The organism is Thermodesulforhabdaceae bacterium, from assembly GCA_037482015.1.
Classification (GTDB): domain Bacteria; phylum Desulfobacterota; class Syntrophobacteria; order Syntrophobacterales; family Thermodesulforhabdaceae; genus JAOACS01.
In genome coordinates, this window is record JBBFKT010000003.1 from 148,268 (window position 1) to 174,484 (window position 26,217).

The 26,217-nt window shown below is 44.2% G+C and carries 22 protein-coding genes; 14 read left to right on the forward strand and 8 right to left on the reverse strand.

What is annotated here, in order from left to right; all coding sequences use genetic code 11:
* Window positions 1-11 precede the first annotated feature (11 nt).
* The 6 genes from WHS38_06085 to bchH all read right to left on the reverse strand — a co-directional run bounded on the left by WHS38_06085 (window position 12) and on the right by bchH (window position 9,919).
* Window positions 12-2,045 (reverse strand): TonB-dependent receptor, encoded by a 2,034-nt coding sequence (locus tag WHS38_06085; protein MEJ5300541.1) that lies wholly within the window; start codon window positions 2,043-2,045, stop codon window positions 12-14.
* Between the two features lie 246 nt (window positions 2,046-2,291).
* The gene (locus WHS38_06090; protein MEJ5300542.1) at window positions 2,292-3,407 is read right to left on the reverse strand and encodes a hypothetical protein; all 1,116 of its coding nucleotides are present in this window, start codon (window positions 3,405-3,407) and stop codon (window positions 2,292-2,294) included.
* 192 nt (window positions 3,408-3,599) lie between these two features.
* Window positions 3,600-4,934 (reverse strand): ABC transporter ATP-binding protein, encoded by a 1,335-nt coding sequence (locus tag WHS38_06095; protein ID MEJ5300543.1) that lies wholly within the window; start codon window positions 4,932-4,934, stop codon window positions 3,600-3,602.
* Between the two features lies 1 nt (window position 4,935).
* Window positions 4,936-5,637 (reverse strand): energy-coupling factor transporter transmembrane component T, encoded by a 702-nt coding sequence (locus tag WHS38_06100; GenBank protein ID MEJ5300544.1) that lies wholly within the window; start codon window positions 5,635-5,637, stop codon window positions 4,936-4,938.
* On the reverse strand, window positions 5,634-6,182 hold the full coding sequence (locus WHS38_06105) for a hypothetical protein (GenBank protein MEJ5300545.1): 549 nt from the start codon (window positions 6,180-6,182) through the stop codon (window positions 5,634-5,636). Before WHS38_06105 ends, WHS38_06100 begins: the two co-directional genes overlap by 4 nt.
* Entirely contained in the window at window positions 6,179-9,919 is a 3,741-nt protein-coding gene (gene bchH / locus WHS38_06110) for a magnesium chelatase subunit H (GenBank protein MEJ5300546.1), read from the reverse strand. Before bchH ends, WHS38_06105 begins: the two co-directional genes overlap by 4 nt.
* A gap of 1,003 nt (window positions 9,920-10,922) precedes the next feature.
* On the opposite strand from bchH, the gene WHS38_06115 reads away from it, so the two are divergent.
* Window positions 10,923-11,420, forward strand: coding sequence for a lipocalin family protein (locus WHS38_06115; protein MEJ5300547.1), 498 nt, complete (start codon window positions 10,923-10,925; stop codon window positions 11,418-11,420).
* Window positions 11,421-11,541: 121 nt separating this feature from the next.
* Here WHS38_06115 and radA read toward each other — a convergent pair whose 3' ends face one another.
* Both radA and WHS38_06125 read right to left on the reverse strand, forming a co-directional pair.
* On the reverse strand, window positions 11,542-12,939 hold the full coding sequence (gene radA, locus WHS38_06120; protein MEJ5300548.1) for a DNA repair protein RadA: 1,398 nt from the start codon (window positions 12,937-12,939) through the stop codon (window positions 11,542-11,544).
* 2 nt (window positions 12,940-12,941) lie between these two features.
* Window positions 12,942-13,484, reverse strand: a complete 543-nt coding sequence (locus WHS38_06125) for a metal-dependent transcriptional regulator (protein ID MEJ5300549.1) — start codon at window positions 13,482-13,484, stop codon at window positions 12,942-12,944.
* Window positions 13,485-13,643: 159 nt separating this feature from the next.
* Between WHS38_06125 and WHS38_06130 the strand changes: the two genes are divergently transcribed.
* The 13 genes from WHS38_06130 (at window position 13,644) to WHS38_06190 (ending at window position 26,209) form a co-directional block, all read left to right on the forward strand.
* A complete protein-coding gene (locus WHS38_06130; protein MEJ5300550.1) occupies window positions 13,644-14,555 on the forward strand; it encodes a lytic transglycosylase domain-containing protein in 912 nt (303 codons plus the stop codon).
* A 33-nt stretch (window positions 14,556-14,588) separates the two neighbouring features.
* The gene (locus tag WHS38_06135; protein ID MEJ5300551.1) at window positions 14,589-14,771 is read left to right on the forward strand and encodes a hypothetical protein; all 183 of its coding nucleotides are present in this window, start codon (window positions 14,589-14,591) and stop codon (window positions 14,769-14,771) included.
* A gap of 103 nt (window positions 14,772-14,874) precedes the next feature.
* Window positions 14,875-15,162 carry a hypothetical protein gene (locus WHS38_06140; protein MEJ5300552.1) on the forward strand — a complete coding sequence of 96 codons (288 nt, stop codon included), beginning with the start codon at window positions 14,875-14,877 and terminating at the stop codon, window positions 15,160-15,162.
* A gap of 181 nt (window positions 15,163-15,343) precedes the next feature.
* Window positions 15,344-15,790: an adenylyl-sulfate reductase subunit beta gene (gene aprB, locus WHS38_06145; GenBank protein MEJ5300553.1), complete on the forward strand. Its 447-nt coding sequence runs from the start codon at window positions 15,344-15,346 to the stop codon at window positions 15,788-15,790.
* Window positions 15,791-15,833: 43 nt separating this feature from the next.
* Window positions 15,834-17,741 (forward strand): adenylyl-sulfate reductase subunit alpha, encoded by a 1,908-nt coding sequence (gene aprA / locus WHS38_06150; GenBank protein ID MEJ5300554.1) that lies wholly within the window; start codon window positions 15,834-15,836, stop codon window positions 17,739-17,741.
* A 260-nt stretch (window positions 17,742-18,001) separates the two neighbouring features.
* Window positions 18,002-19,258, forward strand: coding sequence for a CoB--CoM heterodisulfide reductase iron-sulfur subunit A family protein (locus WHS38_06155; GenBank protein ID MEJ5300555.1), 1,257 nt, complete (start codon window positions 18,002-18,004; stop codon window positions 19,256-19,258).
* Window positions 19,259-19,262: 4 nt separating this feature from the next.
* Window positions 19,263-21,479 (forward strand): hydrogenase iron-sulfur subunit, encoded by a 2,217-nt coding sequence (locus WHS38_06160; protein ID MEJ5300556.1) that lies wholly within the window; start codon window positions 19,263-19,265, stop codon window positions 21,477-21,479.
* 23 nt (window positions 21,480-21,502) lie between these two features.
* Window positions 21,503-22,666: a (Fe-S)-binding protein gene (locus WHS38_06165; GenBank protein MEJ5300557.1), complete on the forward strand. Its 1,164-nt coding sequence runs from the start codon at window positions 21,503-21,505 to the stop codon at window positions 22,664-22,666.
* A gap of 64 nt (window positions 22,667-22,730) precedes the next feature.
* Window positions 22,731-23,003, forward strand: coding sequence for a hypothetical protein (locus WHS38_06170; protein ID MEJ5300558.1), 273 nt, complete (start codon window positions 22,731-22,733; stop codon window positions 23,001-23,003).
* On the forward strand, window positions 23,000-23,719 hold the full coding sequence (locus WHS38_06175) for a YkgJ family cysteine cluster protein (protein MEJ5300559.1): 720 nt from the start codon (window positions 23,000-23,002) through the stop codon (window positions 23,717-23,719). Before WHS38_06170 ends, WHS38_06175 begins: the two co-directional genes overlap by 4 nt.
* A gap of 31 nt (window positions 23,720-23,750) precedes the next feature.
* Window positions 23,751-24,512: a YkgJ family cysteine cluster protein gene (locus WHS38_06180; GenBank protein ID MEJ5300560.1), complete on the forward strand. Its 762-nt coding sequence runs from the start codon at window positions 23,751-23,753 to the stop codon at window positions 24,510-24,512.
* On the forward strand, window positions 24,509-25,696 hold the full coding sequence (lhgO, locus tag WHS38_06185) for an L-2-hydroxyglutarate oxidase (protein MEJ5300561.1): 1,188 nt from the start codon (window positions 24,509-24,511) through the stop codon (window positions 25,694-25,696). The genes WHS38_06180 and lhgO overlap by 4 nt, the downstream gene beginning before the upstream one ends.
* 300 nt (window positions 25,697-25,996) lie before the next feature.
* Complete coding sequence (locus WHS38_06190) at window positions 25,997-26,209, forward strand: cold-shock protein (GenBank protein ID MEJ5300562.1); 213 nt, start codon at window positions 25,997-25,999, stop codon at window positions 26,207-26,209.
* Window positions 26,210-26,217 lie beyond the last annotated feature (8 nt).

The window sequence follows — 26,217 nt, forward strand, 5'->3', positions numbered from 1 at the left end:
TGCAGGTCTATCTAGAAACGATACTTTATAGACGCGCCTATTAGATAGTTGAATTCCGGAATGTAGGTATTAATGTCCGTTTTTTTCCTTTCGTCGAAAATGTTGTATAAGTCCACATAAAATTCGATAAGATCTCTCCATCCGACACCAATTCTAGAAGTGTGATACCAGTAATCACCCACTTTTTCAACAACTGGAGGATTTGACCAGCTCGTGCTCCTGTAACTTCCTCTGTATCTAGCAGAATAAGATCCGAAAAAGAGCCATTCTTCGTTTAATTGATAGTTTGTCCTGATGCCCAGTGAAGCTGAATGCTTTGGATAGCCGTCAAGAATCTGATCGGTTTTATCATTTCTTGTTTCGTTGTAAGAATAGTTTGAAAAGACCGTAATGCCCTTCGTAAGGGCATAGTCCAGTTCAACATCGACGCCCTTTATTTTAACTTTATCAATATTTTCCGGTCGCATTATCTGTCCCCCCGGATTAAGAGGATCAGGTCTTCTTACAGAAGTGATAAAATCTTTTCCTGTTGTATAATAAGGTGTAACCCTTCCGTGGAGTTTTCTATCCAGAGCATATTGTTCCAAAGAAAGCTGATAACTCCAGGTTGTCTCTGCCTCAAGATCGGGATTGCCCTGATAGACAACGTAAGGCGCTATAGACCATGGTGGAGAATAAAGCTCATTCAAACTGGGAGCTCTGAAACCTTTTCCAACAGACAACTTTATGTTTCCGTCCTTTTTCATGTAGTTCCATATTATCGAGGCCTTCGGGGAGAATTCACTTCCGTAAGTGTCATGATGATCGAATCGTCCTCCTAAAACGGCTTCGAAATCTTCAAAAAAAATCCAGTCGTATTGAGCATAGACTGATGTCATAATATCATCTACATCTGCTTTGGTCCCTGCTCTTCCCTGGACTGGAAGTAATTGACCTGTTTGAAGGTCGTATATACCTTTTTCGGCATCCGAATAAGCGACTTCTGAACCAAGAGTGAGTATCATATTATCAGAAAATTTATAATTTCCCTGAAGGTCTGCGTGGTATCTATCTCCTGTAGTCTTATTCAAAGAGGCTTTATAAATAAACCTGGGAGGTGGAGGTGCTGGTATGACTCTTTCGAGGGTTTCTCCGTGGTAGTTGTGACTGACTTTAAGCCAGTCCAGTTGTGCTTTTAATTCAAAGGAGGAAGAAAACAGGGTGGTCGACTGAAAGTTGACGTAAGGATGACTTACTTCTTGATGGTTTTCCAATTTGAGATTGTTGGATATGCCAAAACCAGTGTCGGCGTCGATAAATCCTCCTGATAAAGAGAAGAAGGTGTTCTGTCCAATTGTTCCCGTCAATTTCCCGTGGAACCGATCGTGGGTATAGTCTCTATTTCTGGTGTCAAGTCCTCTGTCGTTGTAGCTATAGTAATTATCGGTATGCTTTCGATCGTAAAACAATCCCAGAGAAAAACCTTTCCAGACTATTCCTGCATCAACTCCAGCGTCGTAGCGACCAAAGTTTCCTGCCTGTCCCCAGGGAGATACGTAACTTCGGGAGCCTCCATCCTTTGTTATTATGTTTATAATTCCGCCTCCTGCAGAAGAACCATAAAGAGCGGAAAAAGGTCCACGGATAATTTCAATTCTATCTACTGCATGAACCGGGATTGTGGTTAAATAGGCATAATCCGTAAAAGGCGTATTTACCTTTTGACCATCTAAAAGTATAAGATTTGCTCCTGGAAATCCTATACCCTGTAAAGTGACGGATTGAGGCGTTACAAGTCCTTCTCCCTGAGGTTCGGAGGGATATACTCCTGGCAGATCTTTCAGTAAATCCCCCACTGTTTTTGCAGGCAAAGTTTTTATTTCATCAGAAGTTATAACCCTTACTACTGCAGGGACGTTTTCAAGTTTTTTGGTAGTTTTTGTAGCAGTCACAATCACTGTTTCCATTTCTTCTTCCTTGTATCCTTGTGTAGCTAGAACAATAGATGGTAAAACAAAAAAGATTGGAATTAACATAAAGACGAAGCGCCCCATTGATGTATTCATCTATTTCCTCCTTGTTTGGTTTTAATTATACACAATAAGCCCCACTTACAAATAAAAAGCCACGAAAGTCTATATAAGACCTTCGTGGCCCTTTTGTGCGACTTCAGTCAGCTTTTACAAGGGATTTAATAACAAATAATAAATTTTTCGGTCAATAATCCTAAAGCACTAAAAAATTCTTATTTCTTTCAAAATTGCGAGAATTGCCTTAAAAATCCTATTTTGGCTATAAGATAACTTTCCAAGCTATCTTAGTTTCTTTCCTAGAAACCTTATCTCAAATCGTTTGTTGTTATTATCGTAAACTCCATAAATTCTTCTGGCATCCTTATCACTCCAGGCGTAAATCTCGTGAGTGCACCCTTCCACAGGATTACCCACCAGCTTTTTACAACTCAGAGAGTCCGGATTTGGATGGTTATCGTCTTCAAGATATCTTGCCAGTTCATCCATTCTCTTGTTAAGTTCATATAGACGATCTTTTTCAAGATCTCTAACTTCTTTCTCGAACTTATCGAACCCCTGGTAAAAAGTAATCCTATCAGAAGGTGGCTCCCAAAACCGCTCTTCGTAAATGTCTTTCTTTATTTGATTCCATACCAATTCTCCCCAGGGAGATAAAGTCACCTCCTTTTCGTAGAAGAAAAGAAAAGCATCCGAAATTCTCGAACACTCTGAAGGAGTTATAGCTAGATTCAAAGCCAGCCTTCTCCAAGTTCTCAAATTATTTCGGACTTCATCTTTTACATCTAGCTTTATTGGAAGACGAGGGAAGCGGAGAAGTTCATCGCTTTTTTCAAATACGTAAATTGATTCATCCGCATAGAATTGCGAAATAGTATGGAGAACTCCCTGAATACTTTTAAAGCCGCCTGTTAAGTTAAAAACAATTCTATATTTGTTTTCTCTGTAGCCTGGGAGAGTTTCGTGAAGTCGCTTTATTAAATCTGTTACGGCAATATGAAAGTCATACAAATTATCCGTAGAAAGACCTGTAATGTCGTTCCATATCATCATACGTTTAATGCCATTATTTTGCAACCAGCTGCCAATAATAGCCGTTGTTTCCTTGCCTAACAGAGTGTCCGTGGCCAATAGAATGTGCTCATCGTTTTTACCTTTTTCTAACTTTCCCTTGTAAAATTTATATAATCCGTTAATTTCCGCAGATCTTCCCGCTGCTTCCTCAGGTAATAATCTGGTAAAGTCTTGCTTTATATTTTCCACGTATTCTATAACCTGCTTGTCTTCAATTTTTTTGGCATTGGCATACTTTTTTATAAGGCTACTAATCTCCTCTGGTGCATTATTCGTCAATATACTGGTTCCACAAGGAGACAAAACAAGCCTTCTTTCTTCCATTTTTCCTAATTAACCAAACAGTGCGAAAATACACACAGTTTGGGCTGGAGTATTTGTAGTCCGCCTCTTCAGGGCTTCCCGAACTCCAGCAGGCGGTATTTTCGGAAAACCCCATAACTCCCACTATCATCAATGTTCCCAATTTAGTTCATTCGTTATTCTACTTCAATAACTACATAAAAGCTAAAGTGTCTATCTAATTTCCCCCAGTTCTACAACATTATGCCCAAAAGCCTTTGCCACTCGATCGTCATGGGTGGCGATAAGAAGGGCTCCTCCATTTTCTAAATAGCGATTAAGCCTTCTTACCATCATGGCAAGACTCAGGTCATCCTGCCCTACCGAGGGTTCGTCAAGAAGCATCAATTTTGGAGCTCTAGCGAGAGAAGAGGCAATAGTAAGACGCCTCTTCTGCCCCATGGAGAGACTTCTTGGATGACGCTCCGATAATTCCGAAAGCCCTAAAGCTTTGAGTTCTTCGTAAGCGGCATCTCTGCTTGTAGCTCCCAAAAGGACTTCATCGAGGACTTTGGAGAAATATATCTGATGGTCCGGCAGCTGAAAAACAAAAGCCACTTTATCAGCAATATCCTTAATAACTCCCCTAGAAGTATCGTAACCGCAGGTAACCACCCTGCCCTTTAGCGGTTTCAACAATCCCACAGCAAGATTCATAAGTGTAGTTTTCCCACTCCCGTTTTTACCAAGAAGGACTAAACTTTCACCTTCTCTAATCTCAAAGGAGATTCCCTCGAAAAGGGGATTTTCATCACCCCAGCTAAAAGAGACATTTTCATAAGCAAGAACCGTGCTACCTGAGGAATAAGTCTCCAGGACACCAAAAAATTCTTCACACGGGGTTTCCGAACTGATTCTCCCTTCCTTCATCCAAATCTCCCGGGGAAAAACTCTTTTGAAAGGTTCCCGCCGATGTTCAAAAACAATGATGGTTTTGCCCCTCTGAACCAACCGAGACAGTAGTTCTACCAAACTTCGCTGACCTTCTTTGTCCAGATAAGCTAGGGGTTCATCAAGAACCAGCGTATTCTGATTAAGCGACAAAAGAGCAGCCAGCATTACTCGCTGTTTTTCTCCTGCCGACAGTTTTCGAAATGAGCGGTTTATCAACTTGCCCGCTCCCACCAGGTTAAGAACTTCTTCGACTTTAGCGGGAATCTCTTCCGGCGGAACCCTGAAATTCTCCAGACCAAAGGCGACTTCGTCAAAGACTTTATCTGTGAAAAACTGGTATTCCACATTCTGCATCAGAAAACCAAGTTGTTTTGCTCTTTCGGAAACTGGTTGAGAAAAAGATGTTTCTCCGTTTATAGATACCGAACCCCATATAGTTCCCGGAATAAGATTCGGTATGGCTCCGGCAAGCACAAGCCCCAGAGTGGATTTACCACAGCCAGTAGAACCCGATATCAGAACCATTTCGCCTTTTCTAATTTCAAGGCTTATATCATCAAGAGCCTTGAAAGGCTGATCCGCATATTTAAAAGAAAGATCTGATACAGCGATCATCTCAAATGGTCCTTCTCTGGAACCAGATAGAAAGGCCTATGACCCCGAAGGAGATGAGAAAAAATACGAGATCTCCTGCTCCCATTTTGACGGGATTATAGCAAGTCCTCTGACCTGACGGTGTAAAACCCCGAAGTTCCAGGGCTAGAGTGATCCTATCAGTATATTCTATTACCATGAAAGCAAGGGGCACAAGGAAGCCTCGATATATCCTCGCTACAAAGCTTCCCGGAATGTTTCCCCGAAGCAGCAAAGCCTTCTGGATTTGATCCATCTCTCGAGACATCGCAGGGAAGAACCGCCATACCAGAAGAAGTGCCATGGTGAGACCTGAAGGAAGAGGGGTTCTTGATAGAGCCTGAGCCATCTGTCGCGGGTCTGTGGTGGCAGCAAGAACGGGCATAGCCGTGAGAAAAATGGCAAAGCGCAAAGAGTAAATTGCTGCATGGCTTAAACTCTTGCTTGCCAGAAGATTCAGAATGGTTAGCACAGACAGAAACAAAATTCCCAGAAGGATTTTTCGGCGGCTAAAGCGAACTTTAGCAATGCCCAGAAGAATTATCACAAAGGACAGCAAAACACACAGGGAGAAAGGATTTTTTAAGCAAAGGGCAACAACAGAAATGGCAATCCCTGCCAGTAGCTTACTGAATGGATGAAGGCGATGAATAATGGACGAGAAAGAGTCCTCGCAAGCTCTCATGACTCCAGCCTCAATTTGCCTGCTCTGGCGAGTTCCTGAGCTACCCTGAGTCCTGCCAGAGCACCAAGAGTAGATGTAATAAAGATAGCGCCTTCGGCAACAATAAACACCCAGGGGGCTACATCTTTGTATCTTTCAGGAAGAAAAAAGAAGGACAGAACCATAGCGGCGGGAAACATGCCCATTTCGTAGAGGACGGCACCTGCAACAGGAGCTAGCTTCCCCTTATAGCCTCCAAAAAACAAACTGCAAATGAGTTCCCCGAAAAGTCCTCCGAAGAGAACAAACCCAAAAACCACAGGTGATACAGAAAGGCATATCAGAGAATAAATGCCCGTAATCAAGATAAGAGCTCCCCTTTTGCGAAGTCTTACAAGACCGATAACCACAAAAAAAGAGCCAAACAGACCATTTACGGCATTGGCAAGGCCGGGAATGCGAAGAGGCAAAGTAAAAGGGATGACAATACTTGCTACAAGAAGAAGAGCCACAGCTATCATTGCAGCAAAAACATATTCTCGTGTTGTCCAGTATGGGAACTTCATTCTTCCATCTTCTCCTCAATCACTTCTTCCAGTTCTAAATAACGATCCTTCAGTAACTTTATTTCTTCCTCGGTGGCTTTGAAATATCCTCGTCTTTCCGCTTCAAGAAGTCTCTTTAAGATTTCCTCAGCGGCGAATCTGTTGTTAGAAACGATACGCCTGAACATCTTTTCGTCTCTTATGTAACGATCCACAACGGCTGACCAGACCCAGTTCTCCACGGCATGAGTGGTGGCAGCAAACCCGATAAGATTTTCAACACGATCGGCAATCTTCTGAAGTCCATGGTAGTCATGTTCCAGAAGTGCATCAATCCATTTGGGATTAAGAAGACGAGTCCGAATGCCTCTGTTAAGCGCCTCAGTAACGGTTTCGGTTCTTACAACCTCTTTGGTAGTGTCTGTTATCAACATCTCTGGAGGCGATCCCTTTACGGACTGAACAGTTCGAGCCAGTCCTCCGAAAAATTCATAATAATGGTCTAAATCCATTATCTCGTATTCGTGAGAATCCCGTATCTGGCTCACTACATCAACTCGGGTAAGTCCTTCCCGGTAAGCTTCGGTGTATCGCTCACCATGGATGTTATCGCCATAAAGATGTCCCATAGTGGTTGCATAAAGGCGAGCAATTTCTTCTTCGTCTTTCCATGCCCCCGTCTCGATGAGATGAGTAGTCCGAGTGCCGTATTCCCCGGGGGGAGGCCCGAAAATTCGCCCTGCAGACACCTTTTCCAAAAGATTATCAGAAATTTTTCCCTGTAGTTTCTCTTTCAACTGAAGCGTGTGCTTTCTCACATAATTTTCTTCCTCACCTTCTTCTAGACCTGACACCAGACAAAAAGCCCGGTTCAAAAGATCCATTACATTGGGATACATGTCTCTGAAAAATCCGCAGATTTGAACCAAACAGTCTATTCGGGGTCGCCCCAACTCCTTCAAAGGTATAACTTCTATCTTCTTGTGATAAGGATTAGAATTATGAACCACCCTGACTCCCAGGTAACCGAGGATCTGTCCCACCGTTTCACCTCGGGTTTTGGTGGTTTCAAATCCCCAGAGGATAACACCAGCACTTTCGGGGTAAACACCGTGGATCTTCTTATAGTGATTTATTGTGTTTTCGGCGATTTCCATGCCTCGAAGACAGGCTTCTTCAGAAGGAACCAAGCGAGGATCAAACTGAAAAGAGTTCCTTCCAGTAGGAAGAACATCGGGATTTCTCAAAGGATCCCCACCCAGAGAGGGTTCAACATAACCCCCAGAAAGAGCAACAAAAAAGTTTTCTATCTCCCATCGTCCCTCAAGTTTTCGTGCGGCTTCCAATGCTTTTTCGACTGCTTTCCTGGCTGGCTCTGAAGAAGGGAAAATAGATTGATGCCAGGCTTTTCGCACCATCTCTTCTACTTCTTTTTCGATGATTTCCAGAACTCCAGGAGGCACATTGACCTCACCCTTTGCCCGAGATGGACATAAAAGAACTTCATAGTCATAACCTTTAGATTCAGCAATCAAGCGATGAAGGGAAGGAAGTCCTTCTCGGTCATACCTGAGAAGGAAGGTAGCAAAGGCTATACGATCATCTTCTTCTATATCGTTACCGATAACATGAAGACCCTTTGGAATAATAGAACGCTTCATCATGGAGAGTTCTTCCTGAAGAGAAGGCAAATTATCTGCTTTAAGGTGAAGTTCTTCCGCTTTTTCCAGAACCCGTTTTTCAAGCCTCTCAGCCCTTAAAGGATCCAGGACTCTTGCTTCGATACATTCGTTTATGAGATCTTCCAAGGATGCGTAATCATCATAGAGTCCTGCCGCCGTAAAAGAAGGAGAATTGTAATTAATAAGGACCCCCAGAGTGCGGCGTTTGGCAATGGTTGCTTCCGAAGCATTAACTACATGGTAAAAATAAAGGTGGACCACGTCTCCAATGAGAGCCTCAGGAAAGCAATACTGGCTAATTCCCGTTTCTTTTCCCTTCAGAAATTCCAGAGTGCCGTGGGTTCCCACATGGACTATGCAGTCCGCCTGCCAGACTCTTTCGAGCCATCTGTAAAAGGCTACATACTGGTGATGGGGAGGAAGAGATTTGTCGTGGCTTATCTTATCTGGATCCGAATGAAAACCTCGGGTAGGCTGGACCGCCAGAAGGATATTTCCAAATTGAACTGCCGGGATCAGGATTCTATCGCCAAGAGTCATTATATCTCCTGGCGGTGAACCCCATTCGTCAATAACCTGCTGACCTGGGGGTATTTCTTCTAAAAGCTTAACGTATTCATTTCTGGAAATGTGAAAGCCTTCCTTGAAGGCTTTTTCTTTCTCTACCCAGGAACTATCATTAACAAGCCCTCTTTTGACCAGAAATTCGTGGAGACTTTCCCCCCGGGGAAGATCTTTTACGATGTAGCCCCTTTTCTCCATCTCCTTGAACAATACTCCTAGACTTGCAAAGGTATCCAGGTAGGCTGCCGATCCAAGATTGTCTTCTCCAGGAGGATTGTCGTAGATGACGAAGGCAATGCGCTTTTCATGGTTTGGTTTTTTCTGTAGTTTTATCCAGTTCCTTATTCTTCTACAGGCTCGATCCACCCGATCTTCAATGGAGACTACCTTCTTTATGCCACCCTCAAGAATTCCTTCTGTTACCTCTACAAGACCTGCTGAAGGAAGGGGTTCTATCATGCCGTCCAGTTCCGGTAAAATTATAGTGGTCATTACTTCAATGGGCGAAAGTCCCTGATCAGACTGAACCCATTTTTCTATTTCCCTTCCATACATGGGACAGGCCGTAAAGATGGGCACCCCCAGTTGTTTCAGAAGCTCAATACCGTCCTTTGGAGAATCATCAGCGAAAGTGGTCAGTTGAAACCACTGAAAGTAAACAACTGCGTTCACCTTTTTTGAGGAGTTCAGGAAAAAGGTCCTGATGGCTTCGAGATTTCTCTGGGCGGTGGAAAATACCGGCACTGTGTTTATGCCCATTGCCTTGAGACGACGGGCAAAAGCCTTTGCGGGAACGACGCTCTGAGAGAAATGCATGCCTCCGTAAAAAAGTAATCCTACCGAGGGCTTATCAGGATCTAAGCCTTCTTCTTGCCAGTATTTTTCAAGGGTTTCGTAAGTTTTTCCTGAGAGAGGATCAAAAATACCAAGGTCAGGATACTTTCTGGGTTTGGGAGGTTTTGGAAGTTTCAGACCGAGATATTCTCTCGCCGCAAAGGCAAGCAGGTTTTTAATATTCTCCTGCCCTCCCTGATGCCAGTATTGCATCATTCGGGCCCAGTTACGAGCATGCTTGAGTTTTCCAAAAGGAAGAAGGCTGCCACAGGTTTCTACAAGTTTTGTTAAGCGTTGCAGGGTGGCAAGAGAGGGAGGTTTTGATGAAGACGATTTGCTGAAGATAGCCTTCATGGAGAAGGATCCCAGTCTTAAAAGAGCCATAATATCCGGTGAGCCCCCCAGAAGGACGGCCACAGGTTGCTGGGTATCCGGTAGGATCCTGGCGCACAGAGCGGCACTTTTGCCACCTCCTCTAATGTCAAGGAAAACCATGTCAGCTTCCTTCAGACTCTCAGCAACTGTTACTGACGTAATAGACTCTTCTTCAATGTCGGAAGTGCTAAAGGCTCTGACGCGAAGGAGATCGCCGTAGTTTTGCCGAAAAAGCTCTACACCCCTTAGAAGAACTTCCGTAAGGGAAGAATTTATGACGAAAAGAACAAGAGGCCGAGCCATCAAATTATCCCCTGTTTTTTAAAATTAAGCTGGTTTTACTCTAATGAAATAAATGAATGAGAGCCTTCTTGGCTTTGTTTATTAAGAAGTTTTAGCCTTACTTAAAGTTATCATGCTACTTCAGTAGCAAAGTTAGTATCTCGTTTAACGAAATATTTTTGATTTGTCAATTGATCCTAGAGGGTGTTCTAAAAAGTGGGGTGATATGTTCGTAACGTCGGCCATTTTACGATATTGGTTGATGCGCGTATAAGGGGATATTGTGGGAGTGACCGCCGGTTGCCCTTACATGTAAAACAACCTCACAGGGGGAGGATGAAGTCTGTAGGGGCAGGCCTTGTGCCTGCCCTATTATGCGGCAACCACAAGGGGTTGCCCCTACGATGATGCCTTGAATGACGAAATTCAGCTTGGAAAATCTCCCCAGACTCAGGTGACTAAAAACGACCTCAATATATGATTCACCACATAACTGTGGGACGACGCATGGGGTGCCCCCCACAATTTATTACAGAGTTTTTTAAAACACCCTCAGTGATCTCAGAGGATGTTCGAAAAGTTTTATCTACCTCTGTGTTCCCTGCGTTTCTGTGATTAGGCCATACCTTAAGTCGTTCCCTATCTCTCCACTCCCAGAAAGATCTTACAAATAGGGAAGGGAAGCTTATAAATTCACCCAATAACAGGAATTTTCGAATCCCCTCATACTATTATGGGGTCAGCATAAATTTTTAATTACGTAATTGAGAAAATAGCAAGAGCCACCAAAAAAGTTCTAGGTTTCTTTAAAATTATCCACTTAGGAGATAAGAGTTCTTTCAAATTTGTCTTATTTCACTTTATAAAGATTTACAAAGGGCTGCTGTCTGATAAAGATAAATTATGAATAATAGCTATGAAGATTTAATTAGATAGTGGGTGTAAGATGAACACGTCCTGGAAGTATATTGTGCTTTTAGGAATTTTGGTTTTGCTAATTTCGCTGGGAGGATGTGAGCATTTTATGGAAAAAAGTAGTCCGGATAGTAAAAACCTGGAAACCGTTGGTTATGTCGATTTAAGCAATTATGTAGGTCTTTGGTACGAAATTGCCAAGATACCGAATAAATTTCAGAGAAAATGCGATAAAAACACCACTGCTTTTTATAGTCTCAATCAAAACGGGGACATAGTGGTGGTTAACAGTTGTGTTACATCCTCTGGGGAAAGAATTGAAGTTAAAGGTCTTGCAAGGGTTGTGGACAAAAATACCAATGCAAAACTAAAAGTCAGCTTTTTTAATTTCTTGGGCATAAACCTTTTCTGGGGAGATTACTGGATTATTGGTCTTTCCCATGATTACAACTGGGCTGTTGTGGGAACACCCGGTAGAAAGTATGGCTGGATTCTCAGCAGACATCCCAGCCTTGACGAACAAACCTTAGGAAAAGTTAAAAACCTTTTGCGCGAAAAGGGCTATAATCCTGAAGATTTTCAAATGACTTCCCAACTCTGGCCGTGAATAAGACTATAGGCAGTGACTTTTTGCTAAGCTACTGGAATTCTACCGGCATCCAAGTAAGGATAGGATTTGGTCTAACTTTAAAAACAAAAAAATCTTGCGAGTGTCTTGCGTGTCTTAATTACTTCTGGTGAAAAAAAACCTTTTTCATAACTTCTTTTAGAGTTTTTACTCCTATAAGTTTTGCGTCTTTTGCTATGGGCTCATGATTTAATTGATCGGCAGTAGAGGCAGGAATCAGAATCTCGTTAAACCCAAGTCGCATAGCTTCTGTAAGCCTAAGAAGGCTGTAGCCCACTCCCCGGATTTCTCCTGTAAGACCTACTTCTCCCCAGGCTACCATCTGAGGTGGCAAAGGACGATCGAGGCTACTGCTCATGATGGCAAGACAGACAGGAAGATCGGCAGCCGGTTCAGTAAGACGAATGCCTCCTGCAACGTTTATAAAAAGGTCATTCTGAGCAAAGGAAAGCTGAAGTTGTTTTTCCAGAACCGCCATAAGAAGCGAAGCTCTTCCGCTATCAAATCCTATGGTTGTTCGGCGTGGAAGAGCGAGAGAACTGTAAGTTACAAGCGCTTGAATTTCCACAAGTAGAGGTCTTGTGCCCTCGACCATTGCCATTACCACGGAACCGGGAGTGTCAACAGGGCGTTCGGCAAGAAGCATCTGAGACGGATTCGTAACTTCTTGAAGTCCCCGTTCTTTCATTTCGAAAACGCCCACTTCGTTGGTAGAACCATACCGGTTTTTGACTGAACGAAGAAGACGAAAAGCGTGAGTAGGATCACCTTCAAGATAAAGCACCACATCAACAAGATGTTCGAGAGCCTTGGGACCTGCAATCGCTCCCTCTTTGTTCACATGTCCCACGACAATGACCGTAACCTGAGAAAGCTTTGCAAGCTGTAGCAAACGATCAGCACAGTAACGTATCTGGCTCACAGTGCCAGGAGCAGCATCAACAAGAGAAGATGCCACAGTTTGAATCGAATCTATTGCAAGAATTTCAATTCCGTTTCGCTGAGAATGAACCACATCCAAAACAGCCTCAAGAGATGTTTCGGTAAGTAGCATGATAGGGCGATCAGCGAGACCAAGTCTTTCGGCTCGAAGTCTGATTTGCCTGGCACTTTCTTCCCCAGACACATAAAGCACTTTGTGGGAAGTGCTGAGAGTTGCAAGAACCTGAAGGAGAAGGGTGGATTTTCCCATACCCGGATCTCCGGCAATGAGCACCAAAGATCCAGGCACAAGACCACCGCCCAGGACTCGATCCCACTCCAAAATGGGCGTGTTAATACGATATTCCGGCGTAAGCTCAACATCACTAAGGAATTGAACCTCGGGCGGACTTGATGTAAAAGATCTGCCCCCTCGAATTGACGATTCTCGAGGAACAGCGACAACATTCTCAAAGCTATCCCACAGACCACACTCCGGGCACTTTCCCAGCCACTTTGGAGATTCGTAACCGCAAGAGGCACACCTGTAGAGACTTTTTTCCTGCTTTTTTGCCATGTTCAAGTCTTTTCGGGAACAGGTAAATCTGTCCTGGAAGGTTCAAGAAGAGATGAAAGTTTTTCCATGCACTGCTCAATGCACGTTCGACAAGATTCAGGAGATATTCCCTGTTCACAAAACTCCTCAAAGGCGTCAAACCATTCGGAACCCGCTCTAGGACATCGATTAAGGAATTCCAAAAATTTTACCAACCGTTCAATAGCATGAGGCTGTATAGCATGCTCTATCCGGCAAGCGTTTTGTTCAGCTTCTTCCGGACTGAGTTTTAAGACTTTGCTGAAAAACTCTTTAAGAATTCGATGTCTGTAGAGAATTTCTTCAGCTATTTTTTTTCCTTCTGCTGTAAGAGTCACGTAACTATAAGGTGTGTAATAAATAAGTCCTCGCACTGCAAGCGCCTTCAGTGCACCAGTAACCGATGCTCGCTGGACGTGCATATAATCCGCAATATCCTTCGCTCGAGCGACTCGGTATTTTTGTTCGAGGACGTAGATTGCTTCGAGATAGTCTTCAAGACTTGCAGAAACCTTATGACTTTCCATGATTAGTAGCCCCTGTCCCTCATAAAAAAATTCTTTTCGCTTCAACAATGTTAATCTACTCCTTAAAGAATTTGTTAGCAAAAACTTTTTTGTTGCCCTTGATATTTTTTCATGATAAAAAGCCACCATCAAAATTAACGAAAGAAAAGGAGAGCAAAGATGAAAGGGAGAGTTCAAGGAAGCTTGATTCTTCTTTTCACCTTCCTTGTTGCTTTTTTGGTTAATTTTCAATGTCTTGCAGAAACAGTATCAAGCGGGAAGATTACCTTTGAAAGGCAATTGGTTCGTGAACCTGGATTATTTGACCTGGACCACCCGCTGGTAAATCACTATGTAGAAAAACTGGGGAAGAACAATTTTCATCTCATAATGAAAAGATTGAATCGCTACGAAGACATGATAAGGAAGGTGTTAAGAGAAAATGGAGTGCCAGAGGAGTTGATTTTTGTAAGTTTTGTGGAAAGCGGGGGACATCCAAGAGCCATAGGAAGAGATGGCTCAGGAGCAGCGGGGCTCTGGCAGCTTACCCCTTCTACAGCTCGTTCCATTGGTCTTACTGTAAACAAGCGAATAGACGAGCGCCTGGATCCCTTCAAGTCAACTTTTGCTGTAGCTCGTTTTTTTCGTGATCTTTACGAAAAATTTCACTCTTGGCCTCTGGTGCTAGCTGCTTTCAACATGGGTGAAAATGCTCTTTTTAACAAGCTAGCAAAACACAGAACTGAAGACTTTAATGATCTTTGCAAACGTGGTGCAATACCAAAACAAACCAGAAACTACATATTCAAAGTCTATGCAGCAGCTCGCCTTGGTAGAAAAAGCGATATAAAAGATGAGGAAACAAAGCGATATGTAAAAATCGACGCTACCTGGAATGTTGTCCTTACGGAATCCGTCACAATGGAAGAGCTTGCTGAGATCACCGGCGTCCCTCTGGATGTCTTAATGAAGATAAACCCTGCTTTCGTCTCCCCCTTCGTCAGGATCAAAAAAGGAACCTTTGTAACCATTCCTATTGAAGCTAAAGAACGGTATATAATGATATTGGGTTATGGTGGAAGTCGGTATTAATTAAAGAGCTTTAGGGAAGGGGAAAAGACTCTCGTGAGCATAAGGCAACTTGCGGCAGAACTTTACCGCATAACAAAAAAGGTGGAAGAATTAGAAAAAAAGCTTTCTGAACCTCTTGCGGAAATTGAGCGAAGAGAGCTTGAATTAGAACTAAAAGGAGCAAAAGCCGAGCGCGATAGACTAAGGCAGATGCTCGAAAAAGCAAAAGAAGCTTAAAGTTTAGGTATTAGCCAAAAAGCGTGGATTTTAATAAAGGTTTTTCGCAAAGTTATCATATACCTTTTTGGGTCATTAATTGCCTGATTTAGAGGTAATAAAAATGCAGGAAAAAAAGCAATCTAACGGTGATGAAGATAAAATTTGTGTGTGTTGGGCGAGAGATGGGCGAGTAATGACGCCTCGGGAGGAAGAAATTCTCCGAGAAATTAGGTTAGTTCGCCAAGAATACGAAAGAATAAAAGAGCTACTTGAGAGATCGACATCTGATTCAGAGCGTAGCGAGCTTGAAAACAGGCTTCAAAATCTTCGTTCCCGTCGCGAAGAACTGGAAAAAATTCGCATTGAAGCAGCTAAAGAACGTATGAAACTTTTGGGTCATGAAGAATAGAAAAATTTTTTGTGACAATTTGTGAAAATCATCTTTTTTTTCTTGACTGATGTTTGAGAAAAGGATATTTATCTTGAGCGAAAAAGCACAATAAGGCATAAATCCCTAACAGCTTAGGGCTGTAGGGGAGTTGGTGAGTGGTAGGTGTTTGAGAGGAGTTAACCGTTTAGGAGGTGGAGAGATGCCGAGCTATGTAATCCTGGAAAAATGCGATGGCTGCAAGGGGCAGGACAAGACAGCCTGTATGTACATCTGCCCCAACGACCTGATGGTGCTCGACAAAGAGCGGATGAAGGCTTACAACCGTGAGCCTGAACTCTGCTGGGAATGCTACAACTGCGTAAAGATTTGTCCTCAGCAAGCTGTTGACATCCGAAGCTATGCGGACTTTGTGCCGCTTGGAGCAGCCGTTGTTCCGCTTCGTGGTTCTCAGGACATTATGTGGACCGTTAAGTTCCGCAATGGTGAAGTAAAACGCTTCAAGTTCCCCATCCGCACGACTCCTGAAGGTCAGGCAAAGCCCTGGCCGGATGAATGGGCAACCGGAACCGACGACATTAAGAGCCCGATTCTGTGCACCGAACCTGGTTCTACCTTGGCAGCAGAACTGCCAACTTTGAAAAAGTAAGAAAGTTGTGTGAACCTGCGAAACACCTTAAGGAGGTGGAGATATGCAGCCTTTTGAAACTGTAGTAGTCGATACTGATCTTTTGATTCTGGGTGGTGGTATGTCCGCCTGTGGAGCCGCCTTTGAGGCAGCCTACTGGGCGAAGAAGTATGGCCTCAAGGTAACGCTCGTTGACAAGGCGGCGGTTGACCGTTCTGGCGCCGTAGCAATGGGCCTTTCGGCTATCAACGAGTACATTGGTTACGGCAAGGGACAAAACACTGTTGAAGACTACGTCCGCTACGTCCGTCAGGACCTCATGGGCATCTCCCGTGAAGACCTGGTTTACGACATTGCTCGCCATGTTGACTCCTCTGTCCATCTTTTCGAAAAATGGGGTCTCCCCATCTGGAAAGACGAAAAGGGCGAATACGTCCATGAAGGTCGTTGGCAGATCATGATCAACGGCGAATCCTACAAGGTAATCGTCGCTGAAGCTGCCAAGAACGCAATGGCAACTCTGGGTGACAAAGGTGAAATTATTGAGCGTGTATTCATCGTTGAGCCTCTTGTAAACGGTGACACCTGTGTTGGTGCTGTAGGATTCAGCGTTCGTGAGCCCAAATTCTATGTTTTCAAAGCCAAAGCAACCATCGTGGGCATGGGTGGTGCGGTTCACGTGTTCCGTCCTCGTTCAGTCGGTGAAGGTCTTGGCCGTGCATGGTATCCACCTTGGAACTGCGGTTCCTCTGCCTACTTCACCATCAGGGCAGGAGCCGAAATGACCTGCCAAGAAGTGCGATTCATCCCCGTTCGATTCAAAGATGGTTATGGTCCTGTTGGTGCATGGTTCCTCCTTTTCAAATCTCGTGCAACTAATGCATTCGGCGGCGAATACATGGTTGAGCGAGCTGGCGAACTTCCCAAGTGGGCACCTTACGGAACAGGCAAGCCCATTCCAGCCAACCTCCGTAACTGGCTCGGTATGGAAGACATCATGGCTGGTAAGGGCCCAATCTACATGAGAACTGAAGAAGCTATCGCTAACCTCGCCGCTGCATACAAAGACGATCCCAAGGCCTTCAAGAAGAAAATGAAAGAACTTGAAGCCGAAGCTTGGGAAGACTTCCTTGACATGACCATTACTCAGTCCTTCCTCTGGGCTGCAACAAATGTCAAGCCCGAAGAAAAACCATCTGAAATTGCAGCTGCTGAGCCTTACTTCATCGGTTCTCACTCCGGTGCTTCCGGTGCCTGGGTATGTGGTCCTGAAGATGTGATGCCAGAAGAATACAAAGCCATGTGGAAAGACATCGGGCTCTACAACCGGATGTGCACCATTAAGGGCATGTTCTGCGCCGGTGACGCTGCTGGTGCTTCCAGCCATAAGTTCTCCTCCGGATCCCATGCTGAAGGTCGTATCGCCGCTAAGGGCGCCATCGCTTACATCCTTGATAACAATAAGGCTCCCGAAGTCGATATGGCTAAGGTCGAAGAACTCAAGAAGCGCATTCTTAAGCCTCTCGAGATCTTCGAACAATACAGCCCGATTTCGAGCGATCCAGAAATCAACCCCAACTACATTATGCCCAAGATGTTCATGTTCCGTCTCCAGAAGATCATGGATGAATACGCAGGTGGCGTGACCGCTCAGTTCACCACCAACAAGCCAATGCTTGAAAGAGCCCTCGAACTCCTTACCTTCCTCAAAGAAGACTCTGAAAAACTCGCTGCTCGTGATCTCCATGAACTCATGAGGGCATGGGAAAACGTCCATCGTATGTGGATTGCTGAAAGCCATGTGCGTCATGTTCTCTTCCGTGAAGAATCCAGATGGCCTGGTTACTACTTCAGAGCTGACTATCCCGATATGGACGAAAATAACTGGAGAGTCTTCGTAAACTCCGTGTGGAATCCTGCAACAGGCGAATGGACTATGAAGAAAGTTCCGGTGGTGAATCTGCCTGTCTAATAAAACAGTGACTGCTTAGATAAAATAGCCCCGGAGGCTCATGGAGCTTCCGGGGTTTTTTTTGATGGAAATTGAATTTACTCTTCAGCTTTCTATGTGCTATTGAAACACTCGTTAATGTCGTTCTGGGAGGGGGAACCAAAATATAATATATTTGCCGACACTTTGACCAGAAAATGGCAAAAAGCTTTTCCCACATTCCAGAGTGACAAACTCGCCTGAAGAAAGCTGAAGAAAAAAGAATGATGGAGGAATGGAGCATGAGTGGATCGACTAATCGGAGCATTCTTGTAGTGGGAGGAGGTATCAGCGGAATTAGTGCTGCAATAGAAGCCGCTGAAGCTGGTTGTCAAGTCTATCTTGTTGAAAAGGAACCCTATCTTGGCGGGCGAGTTGCAAGAATGAACAAATACTTTCCTAAACTCTGCCCACCAAATTGCGGCTTAGAAATCAATTTCCGCCGTATTAAAAACAACCCCAGAATCCGATTTTTCACTATGGCAGAAGTGACAAAGATTTCCGGAACGCCCGGAAATTTTGACGTCACCATTAAACTTAATCCCCGCTACATCAATGAACACTGCACCGCCTGCGGAAAATGCGAAGAAGCCGCTACAACAACCTTCCCCAATCCATTTAATTACGGCATCGATACGGTAAAATCAGTTTATTTGCCCAACGATTTCTGCTTCCCTCTCCGCTACGTGCTTGATGCAAGAATTATCGGCACAGAAGAAGCAGAAAAGATCAAAAACTCTTGTCCTTATAATGCTGTTGATCTTTCCATGACACCCAAAGAGTTTGATCTAAATGTTAGCGCTATCGTCTGGGCTACGGGATGGAAACCCTATGACGCTGAAAAAATTCTTTACTATGGTTTTGGAAAAAATCCAGATGTCATCACAAACGTCATGATGGAACGTTACGCCTCTACCGATGGTCCCACCAATGGACAGATTGTTCGTCCATCTGATGGAAAACCAGTAGAAAAAGTTGCCTTTATTCAATGTGCAGGTTCCCGAGACGAAAATCATCTTCCCTATTGTTCAGGCATATGCTGTCTTGCATCGCTTAAACAGGCTACTTACGTGCTGGATCAAAATCAGGAAGCAAAAGTCTTTATCTACTATATCGACATTCGTGCTCTCGGGCGATACGAAGATTTCTTCAACAAAGTGCAGTCTGATCCTCGCGTTACGCTCATAAAAGGCAAAGCCGGAGAAATAAGAAGGTTGCCGTCGGGTAAGATTATGGTTCAAGCTGAAGATCAAACAACTGGAACAATAACCAAAGAAGAATTTGACCTGGTGGTATTAGCTACCGGTATGGTTCCTTCTACAGCAGATGAAACTCTCCCAATGGATGTGGCTCTCGATCCAAGTGGTTTTTTACTCGATAATGACACAACCGGTATAATCCCTGCTGGATGTGTAAAACAACCCGCTGATGTAGCCACATCGGTTCAGGACGCTACGGCGGCTGCCTTAAAGGCTCTTCAGTTTACGGTGAGGAGGTAGTCCAATGGAAAAGAAAATCGGTTTTTACGTTTGTGCTGGTTGCGGTATAGGCGAAGCAATTGATGTTAATGCTCTTACAGAGCTGGCAAAAAGTGAGTTTCAGGTAGAGATATGCCGCAGTCATGAATGCCTGTGCCAGCCTGAAGGAGTTGACATTATAAAGGCCGACATCGAGAAAGAAGGTGTAAATACCATCGTTGTAGCGGCATGTTCTCCCAGAGTTATGTATGACATCTTTGATTTTGGCATAGACAAGGTTGTTGAGCGAGTGAATTTGAGAGAGCAAGTGGTGTGGTCTCACCCCGCTGGCGACGAAGACACTCAAATGATGGCAGAAGATCAAGTTCGTATGGGCATCACAAAGGCCAAAGAGGTAGAACCTCCGGATCCATTTACAGCCGAAAATATGAGCACAAGAATCCTTGTTGTTGGCGGTGGTCTTGCGGGTATGACTGCAGCAAAAGAAGCTGCAAAAGCCGGTTATGAAGTGGTGCTGGTTGAAAAAGATGCATCTCTTGGTGGCTATCTTAAAACCGTTTATAAACTTCCTCCCGAAAATTCTCCATACGAAGTTCCAGAAGAAAACCCAATTGATAAGCTCATTCAGGAAGTAACTCAAGAAAACCGCATAAAGGTTTATACGTCTAGTTCTGTAGCATCGATTGCGGGAGGTCCATGCCTTTTTGACGTAAAGATTTCTCAAAACGGGTCGGAAGCCACAGAGCGAGTTGGTGCGATAGTGCTTGCTACGGGAGCCATTCCTTACGATGCTACCAAGTTAGACAACCTTGGCTATGGAAAATATCCTGATGTAGTGACGATGGTCCAGATTGAAGAGATGTTCAAATCCGGCGAAGTGAAGCGACCATCTAACGGAGAACCCATAACAAGTGTTGCCTTTGTGCTTTGCGCCGGATCGCGAGATCCTAACCACCTTCCCTACTGTTCTTCTTCATGCTGTGTGGAAGCACTAAAACAGGCGGCTTACTTCAAGGAAGCTAATCCTGATACTACGGTTTACATCTTCTACAAAGATATGCGAACTCCTGGAAACTATGAACTCTTTTACAAAAAGCTTCAGAAGGATGGGGTTTTCTTCGTGCGAGGCAACGTAACATCTGTTGACGATGACGGTTCTGGCAACCTTGTTGTCTCGGCGGAAGATGTGCTTACGAGAGCTCCCATCATGTCCGAAAGCGTGGAGCTTGTAGTTTTGGCAACAGGTATGGTGCCAACGACAGCTTTAGGAGAACCCTATCGGGCACCTCAAGCTGGACAGGAAGGAGAAGTGGAAATTCCAGCGGACGCTATTCTTGTATCCAACATTCTCAACCTGCAATACCGTCAGGGTCCTGAAGTGCCGGCATTGAAATACGGCTTCCCTGATTCTCACTTCATCTGCTTCCCCTATGAGTCTAGAAGAACCGGTATTTATCCTGCTGGATCGGTAAGAGCTCCAATGGATTATGCTCGAACTGTAGATGATGCCACTGGTGCAGCATTAAAAGCCATTCAGTGTGTTGAATTAACATCCAAGGGTATGGCTGTTCATCCCAGAGCTGGCGACATGAGCTATCCGCAGTTTTTCATGCAGAGGTGCACTCAGTGCAAGCGATGCACCGAAGAATGTCCTTTTGGAGCTATCAACGAGGATGAAAAGGCGAATCCACTTCCCAACCCAACTCGATGCCGCCGATGCGGTGTTTGTATGGGAGCCTGCCCGGAACGTATTATTTCGTTCAGAAACTACTCTGTTGGAATGATCGGCAACATGATCAAAGCCATCAATGTTCCGGACGAATACGAAGAAAAGCCTCGCATTCTCGTGCTTGCCTGCGAAAACGATGCATACCCCGCTTTCGACATGGCGGGATTAAGGCGTATCCAGTACAATTCCTGGGTGCGTATTATTCCGTTGCGATGCCTGGGTTCAATGAACATCATCTGGATTGCAGATGCTCTCTCTAAAGGCATAGATGGCATTATCCTGCTTGGATGCCGTCATGGCGACGATTATCAGTGTCATTTCATCAAAGGAAGCGAGCTTGCTAACATCCGTATGTCCAAAATTAAGGAAACTCTCGATCGACTAGCTCTGGAATCCGATCGAGTAAGAGTTGAGGAAGTTTCCATCACGGACTACCATCGACTTCCTCAAATTCTTGATAGCTTTGCGGAACGGCTTGCCGAACTTGGACCCAATCCATACAAAGGCTTCTAGCAAGCAGGAAGGAGATGAAGAAGATGGAACCGAAATATGTTTCTCGAGAGATGAGAGATTACATCATCGAGATGGGCGCCGAAACAATAAGCTGGTGCATGCAGTGTGGACTTTGCACGGCGCTATGCCCCTGGCGACTTGTTCCAGGCGAAACCAGTGAGAAATTCAGTATCCGATACATGCTTCGCTTAGGACAGATGGGCATGGAAGGTTTCGAAGATGAAACCGTGCTCTTTGCCTGTTCAACTTGCGGGATGTGTGTGAAAAACTGTCCTAGAGGCGTGAAAATCATCGACAATGTTAGAGCAATGCGAGCAAGCATTGTTGGTGGCGGAGTTGTTCCGGCAAATCTAAGACCAATACTTGGGAGTGCTCACGCTAACGGCAATCCCTGGGCGGGACCCAGAGAAAAAAGGACCGCATGGCAAGAAGGGCTTGATGTGCCAAAGTTTGGTCCTGATACGGAGTATTTTCTCTTTGTGTGCTGCCATTCCTGTTACGACCCAAGAAGCACCAAGATAGCAAAAAGTATCGTAAAACTCCTTAAAGCTGCTGGCGTAAGCTTTGGAGTTATCGGAGAAGAAGAATCCTGCTGTGGTGAAAGCATGAGAAAGCTCGGAGATGAAGAACTCTTCCAGAAACTCGCTCAGTCCAACATCGAACTTTTCAACCAAAAAGGCGTAAAGAAAATTATCACCACATCTCCCCACTGTTATTGGACCTTTACCCAGGAGTATCCAGCTTTCGGCGGAGAGTGGGAAGTCATTCACTACACTCAGTTACTTGCAAAGCTCGTTGAAGAAGGAAAGTTGAAATTCTCTAAGGAAGCATCCAAGAAGAAAATCGCTTATCATGATCCATGTTACTTGGGACGTCACAGCAATGTTTATGATGAACCAAGGAAGCTTTTAGCATCTGTCCCAGGTGTAGAACTAATCGAACTCGATCGCTCTCGTGAACTTAGTCTTTGCTGTGCCGGAGGTGGAGGTCGTATCTGGGCAGAAGTTCCTATGGGCGAGCGTTTCGGTGAATTAAGAATAACCGATGCAGCCGAAAAAGCCGCCGCAATGTTAACAACATCCTGTCCTTATTGCATGAACATGCTAACGGACGCATGCACCAGTCTAAACAAACAGGAAAGTTTGGAAATCACCGAACTTTCAGAAGTTCTAGCTGAGGCTCTGTAATCTGCTTCTGCCGCCGTTTCCACCATGGGACGGCGGCAAAAACTAAATAAAGGGAGGTAAAAACTTGGCGGTTTACGTAGATTTTGAAGAGCTAAAGAGCCGTGACGAACCCTTTTTCCTTGTTTTTCGGGAAAAGGAAGAACTGGTTATGGAGCCAAGATGTTCCTGCGGGGAAGTCCTTGAAGAAAGCTTTGTTTGTATAAAGTGCGGAAAAGCCTGTGATATCTCTTGCTTTGTATGCAAAACAGCCGATGTTGCTTCGGTTGCAGAAAAACTTATAAGAGGCAATCCAGAATTTCGACACTTTAAGCTGTATCTTTTAAGGGGAGGTCTATGAGCGAAACAATTAATAACGCTGAAGTATTGACGGAAGAAAGCCGTATCTGCTTTGCCTGTAATGAAAATCTTCCATGTTTTACTCAATGCTGTCGAGATGTTAACATTTACCTCACTCCATACGATGTTCTAAGATTGAGAAAAGCTCTCGGAATGGGCTCATCAGAGTTTCTTAATCGTTACACTCGTTCCTTTCTTGCAAAAATAACTCATATCCCGGTCGTTCAGCTCATTATGGATCCACAAACTCTTGCCTGCCCCTTCGTAACATCCTCGGGATGTAAAGTTTATAACGACCGTCCCTGGTCATGCCGAATGTATCCTCTGGACATCGATGTTAAGCACCCAGGCTGTTACAAGCTTATAAGATCATCAGAAAAATGCCTTGGACTTAAAGAAAAAGACGAATGGACGGTAGCGGAGTGGCTCACATCTCAGGGAATTAATCCTTACAAGGAAATGGAAGCCCTTTACCAATCCGTTATGCCACCCCAATTTTCTCCAGGATCCAAGATGGACGCTGGACTTGGAAAGCTTCTCTTTCTTGCTTACGATCTAGATACATTTAAAGAAATGATTCAACACCCATCCTTCAGGAAATTCCACGGCGTAGACGAAGAAAGCTATCAACAGGCTATGGAAGATGAAGAAAAACTTCTCATGCTGGCTTTTTCTTACATAAGAACTCAACTTCAAGAACTCTTTAACGTAATGTGACAGCAAAAAACGCTGCACAAAGGGGAAAGCGTTGACATACGTAAAAGAAGATATTCTTCCCGAACATCTGGTGCCAATAAAAGAAGATGAAAAATTTTTCTTTGCATGCCATCCGAATATTTCCTGCTTTGGAGAATGTTGCCGTAAACTTCGACTTATGCTCACGCCCTATGATGTTGTAAAGCTCAGAGAAAAACTGGGGCTATCTTCCAGAGAGTTTATAGATCGTTTTACAACGATGGAATTTCGTCCTCCATCTTACGCACCCATACTTTTTCTAAAAATGTCAGAAGTAGATGATCAAATTTGTCCTTTTTTGTCCCCAGAGGGATGTTCCGTTTACAGTCATCGTCCTTCTGCCTGCAGAATTTATCCCGTTGCTCGCGCAACGCGTTACCATGGAATTCACGGAATATTGCTGGAATCGTTCTTTTTGGTAAAGGAGGCTCACTGCCGCGGTTTTGAAGAAAATGTTGAATGGAATGTTGGAGAATGGCTAAAAGATCAAGGGTTAGAAGAATATCACAGATTGAATGATGAGTGGATGAGGACCCTGATGAGTCCCAGGCTTAAGAAAGGGCTTACGGGACACCAACAGGAACTTTTTTATATGGCAACTTATGAGCTCGATATGTTTCGCCGAATTGTTTCTTCGCAGAAGTTTCGAGCCAATTTTGAAGTTGGAAATGTTCTGGAAGGCGATGATAGAACTCTGCTTGAATTTGGCTTAAAGTGGCTTGCCTTTTCCCTTAATGGGGAAAATTCATCGGTTGTTAGAAAGGCACAAAAATGAAAGCGGAAGTGCTCGTCGTTGGTGGAGGCATTATAGGGCTTACCATAGCCAGAGAACTCCTGAATAGAGGTTACGAGGAAGTCGTTGTTATAGAAAAAGAAAAGACCCTGGGCGCTCATGCTTCAGGGCGTAATAGCGGTGTGCTTCATGCGGGAGTTTATTACACACCGGAAAGCCTTAAAGCTCAATCCTGTCTTCGAGGCAACCAGCTTCTGAAAGAATATTGCCGTTCCAAAGGGATACCCTTAAAGGAAACAGGCAAAGTTATTGTAGCGAGTAGTGAACATGATCTGGTTTGTCTGGAAGAACTATTCAAAAGAGCTGTGGCAAATGGCGCAAAGGTTAAGTGGATAAGTGATCGCGAATTAACCGAAATAGAGCCGGCGGCGAGAACAATCGAAAAAGCAATTTATGTTCAAGAAACGGCTTCAGTTGACCCAAAAGAGGTTCTTAAGGCTCTACATAAAGATCTTGAAACTTCAAAAAAAGTAAAAATTCTCTTTGGATGTGCGTTCAAAAACTTAAAAGGATCTTCGATAGCTGTAACTTCCCAGGGAGAAATCCGGTTTGAACGATTTATTAACTCTGCCGGGGCTTTTTCCGATAAAGTGGCACATTGTTTCGGTCTGGCTAAAAACTATCAACTGGTCCCTTTTAAAGGCATTTATTGGAAAGTTAGACAGAACCATCCTCTATCGAAAATCATCAGAGGACACATTTATCCAGCTCCGGATCTTCGTTATCCTTTCCTTGGCGTTCATTTTTCTAAAAACGTGTATGGTGAAGTTTTTGTGGGACCAACGGCAATTCCAGCTCTGGGAAGAGAGCATTACGGAAAACTTCGGGGAATTGACAGTGAAGCTCCGCTAATATTAGCCAGAAATGCTACACTTTTTATAAAAGATCCTTCTTTCCGAAAAATGGCTTTACGAGAACCGCTGAAGTATCTCCGTCCCTTCTTCTATAGAGACGCTGAACGTCTTGTCAAAGGACTCACACAAGATGCTCTTGTGCCATCATCTAAAGCAGGCATACGCCCTCAGCTTATCGATCTTCACCAGAAGAAACTCATTATGGATTTCGTTGTGATCCAGGATGGAGATTCTCTCCACGTTTTGAACCCAATTTCCCCAGCGTTCACAGCTTCTATGGATCTAGCGAAAAAAATTGTGTCCATGTGGTAAAAAATCTTCCGATGGATCAAAAAAAGCTTGCACTTTGCCAGATAAAGTGTATAGTCGGGGTGAATTTAGATTTTAAGATAAAGGAATTTGATGTTTTTAGATGGTCAACAAAGTAAAATAACAAAGGAAGGAAGCGAGCCTGCGGTGTGCAGGATCGCTTTTTTTGTGTGTGGTGAGTTGGAAGGAAGAAATCCGGAAGGGATGAAGAAAGCCTGGGTCCGGTTGAGCGTGGTAGTTCCCGGGAGGCTATCCTTCCAACGAAGTAAAGTTGGTTCAGCTTTTTAAGGAGGTAGGAGTACCATGGCTGAAGGAAGAGTTAAGTGGTTCAATGAGAAAAAAGGTTATGGGTTTATTGAAACCGAGACCCAGGGTGATGTGTTTGTGCATTACACTGCGATCGAAGGCAAGGGTTTCAGAACGCTCCATGATGGAGATCGAGTGAGCTTTGAAATAGAACAGAGCTCTAAGGGACCTCAAGCCGTTCGCGTAAGGCGGTTGAACGGAAACAAATAATCCGCTTC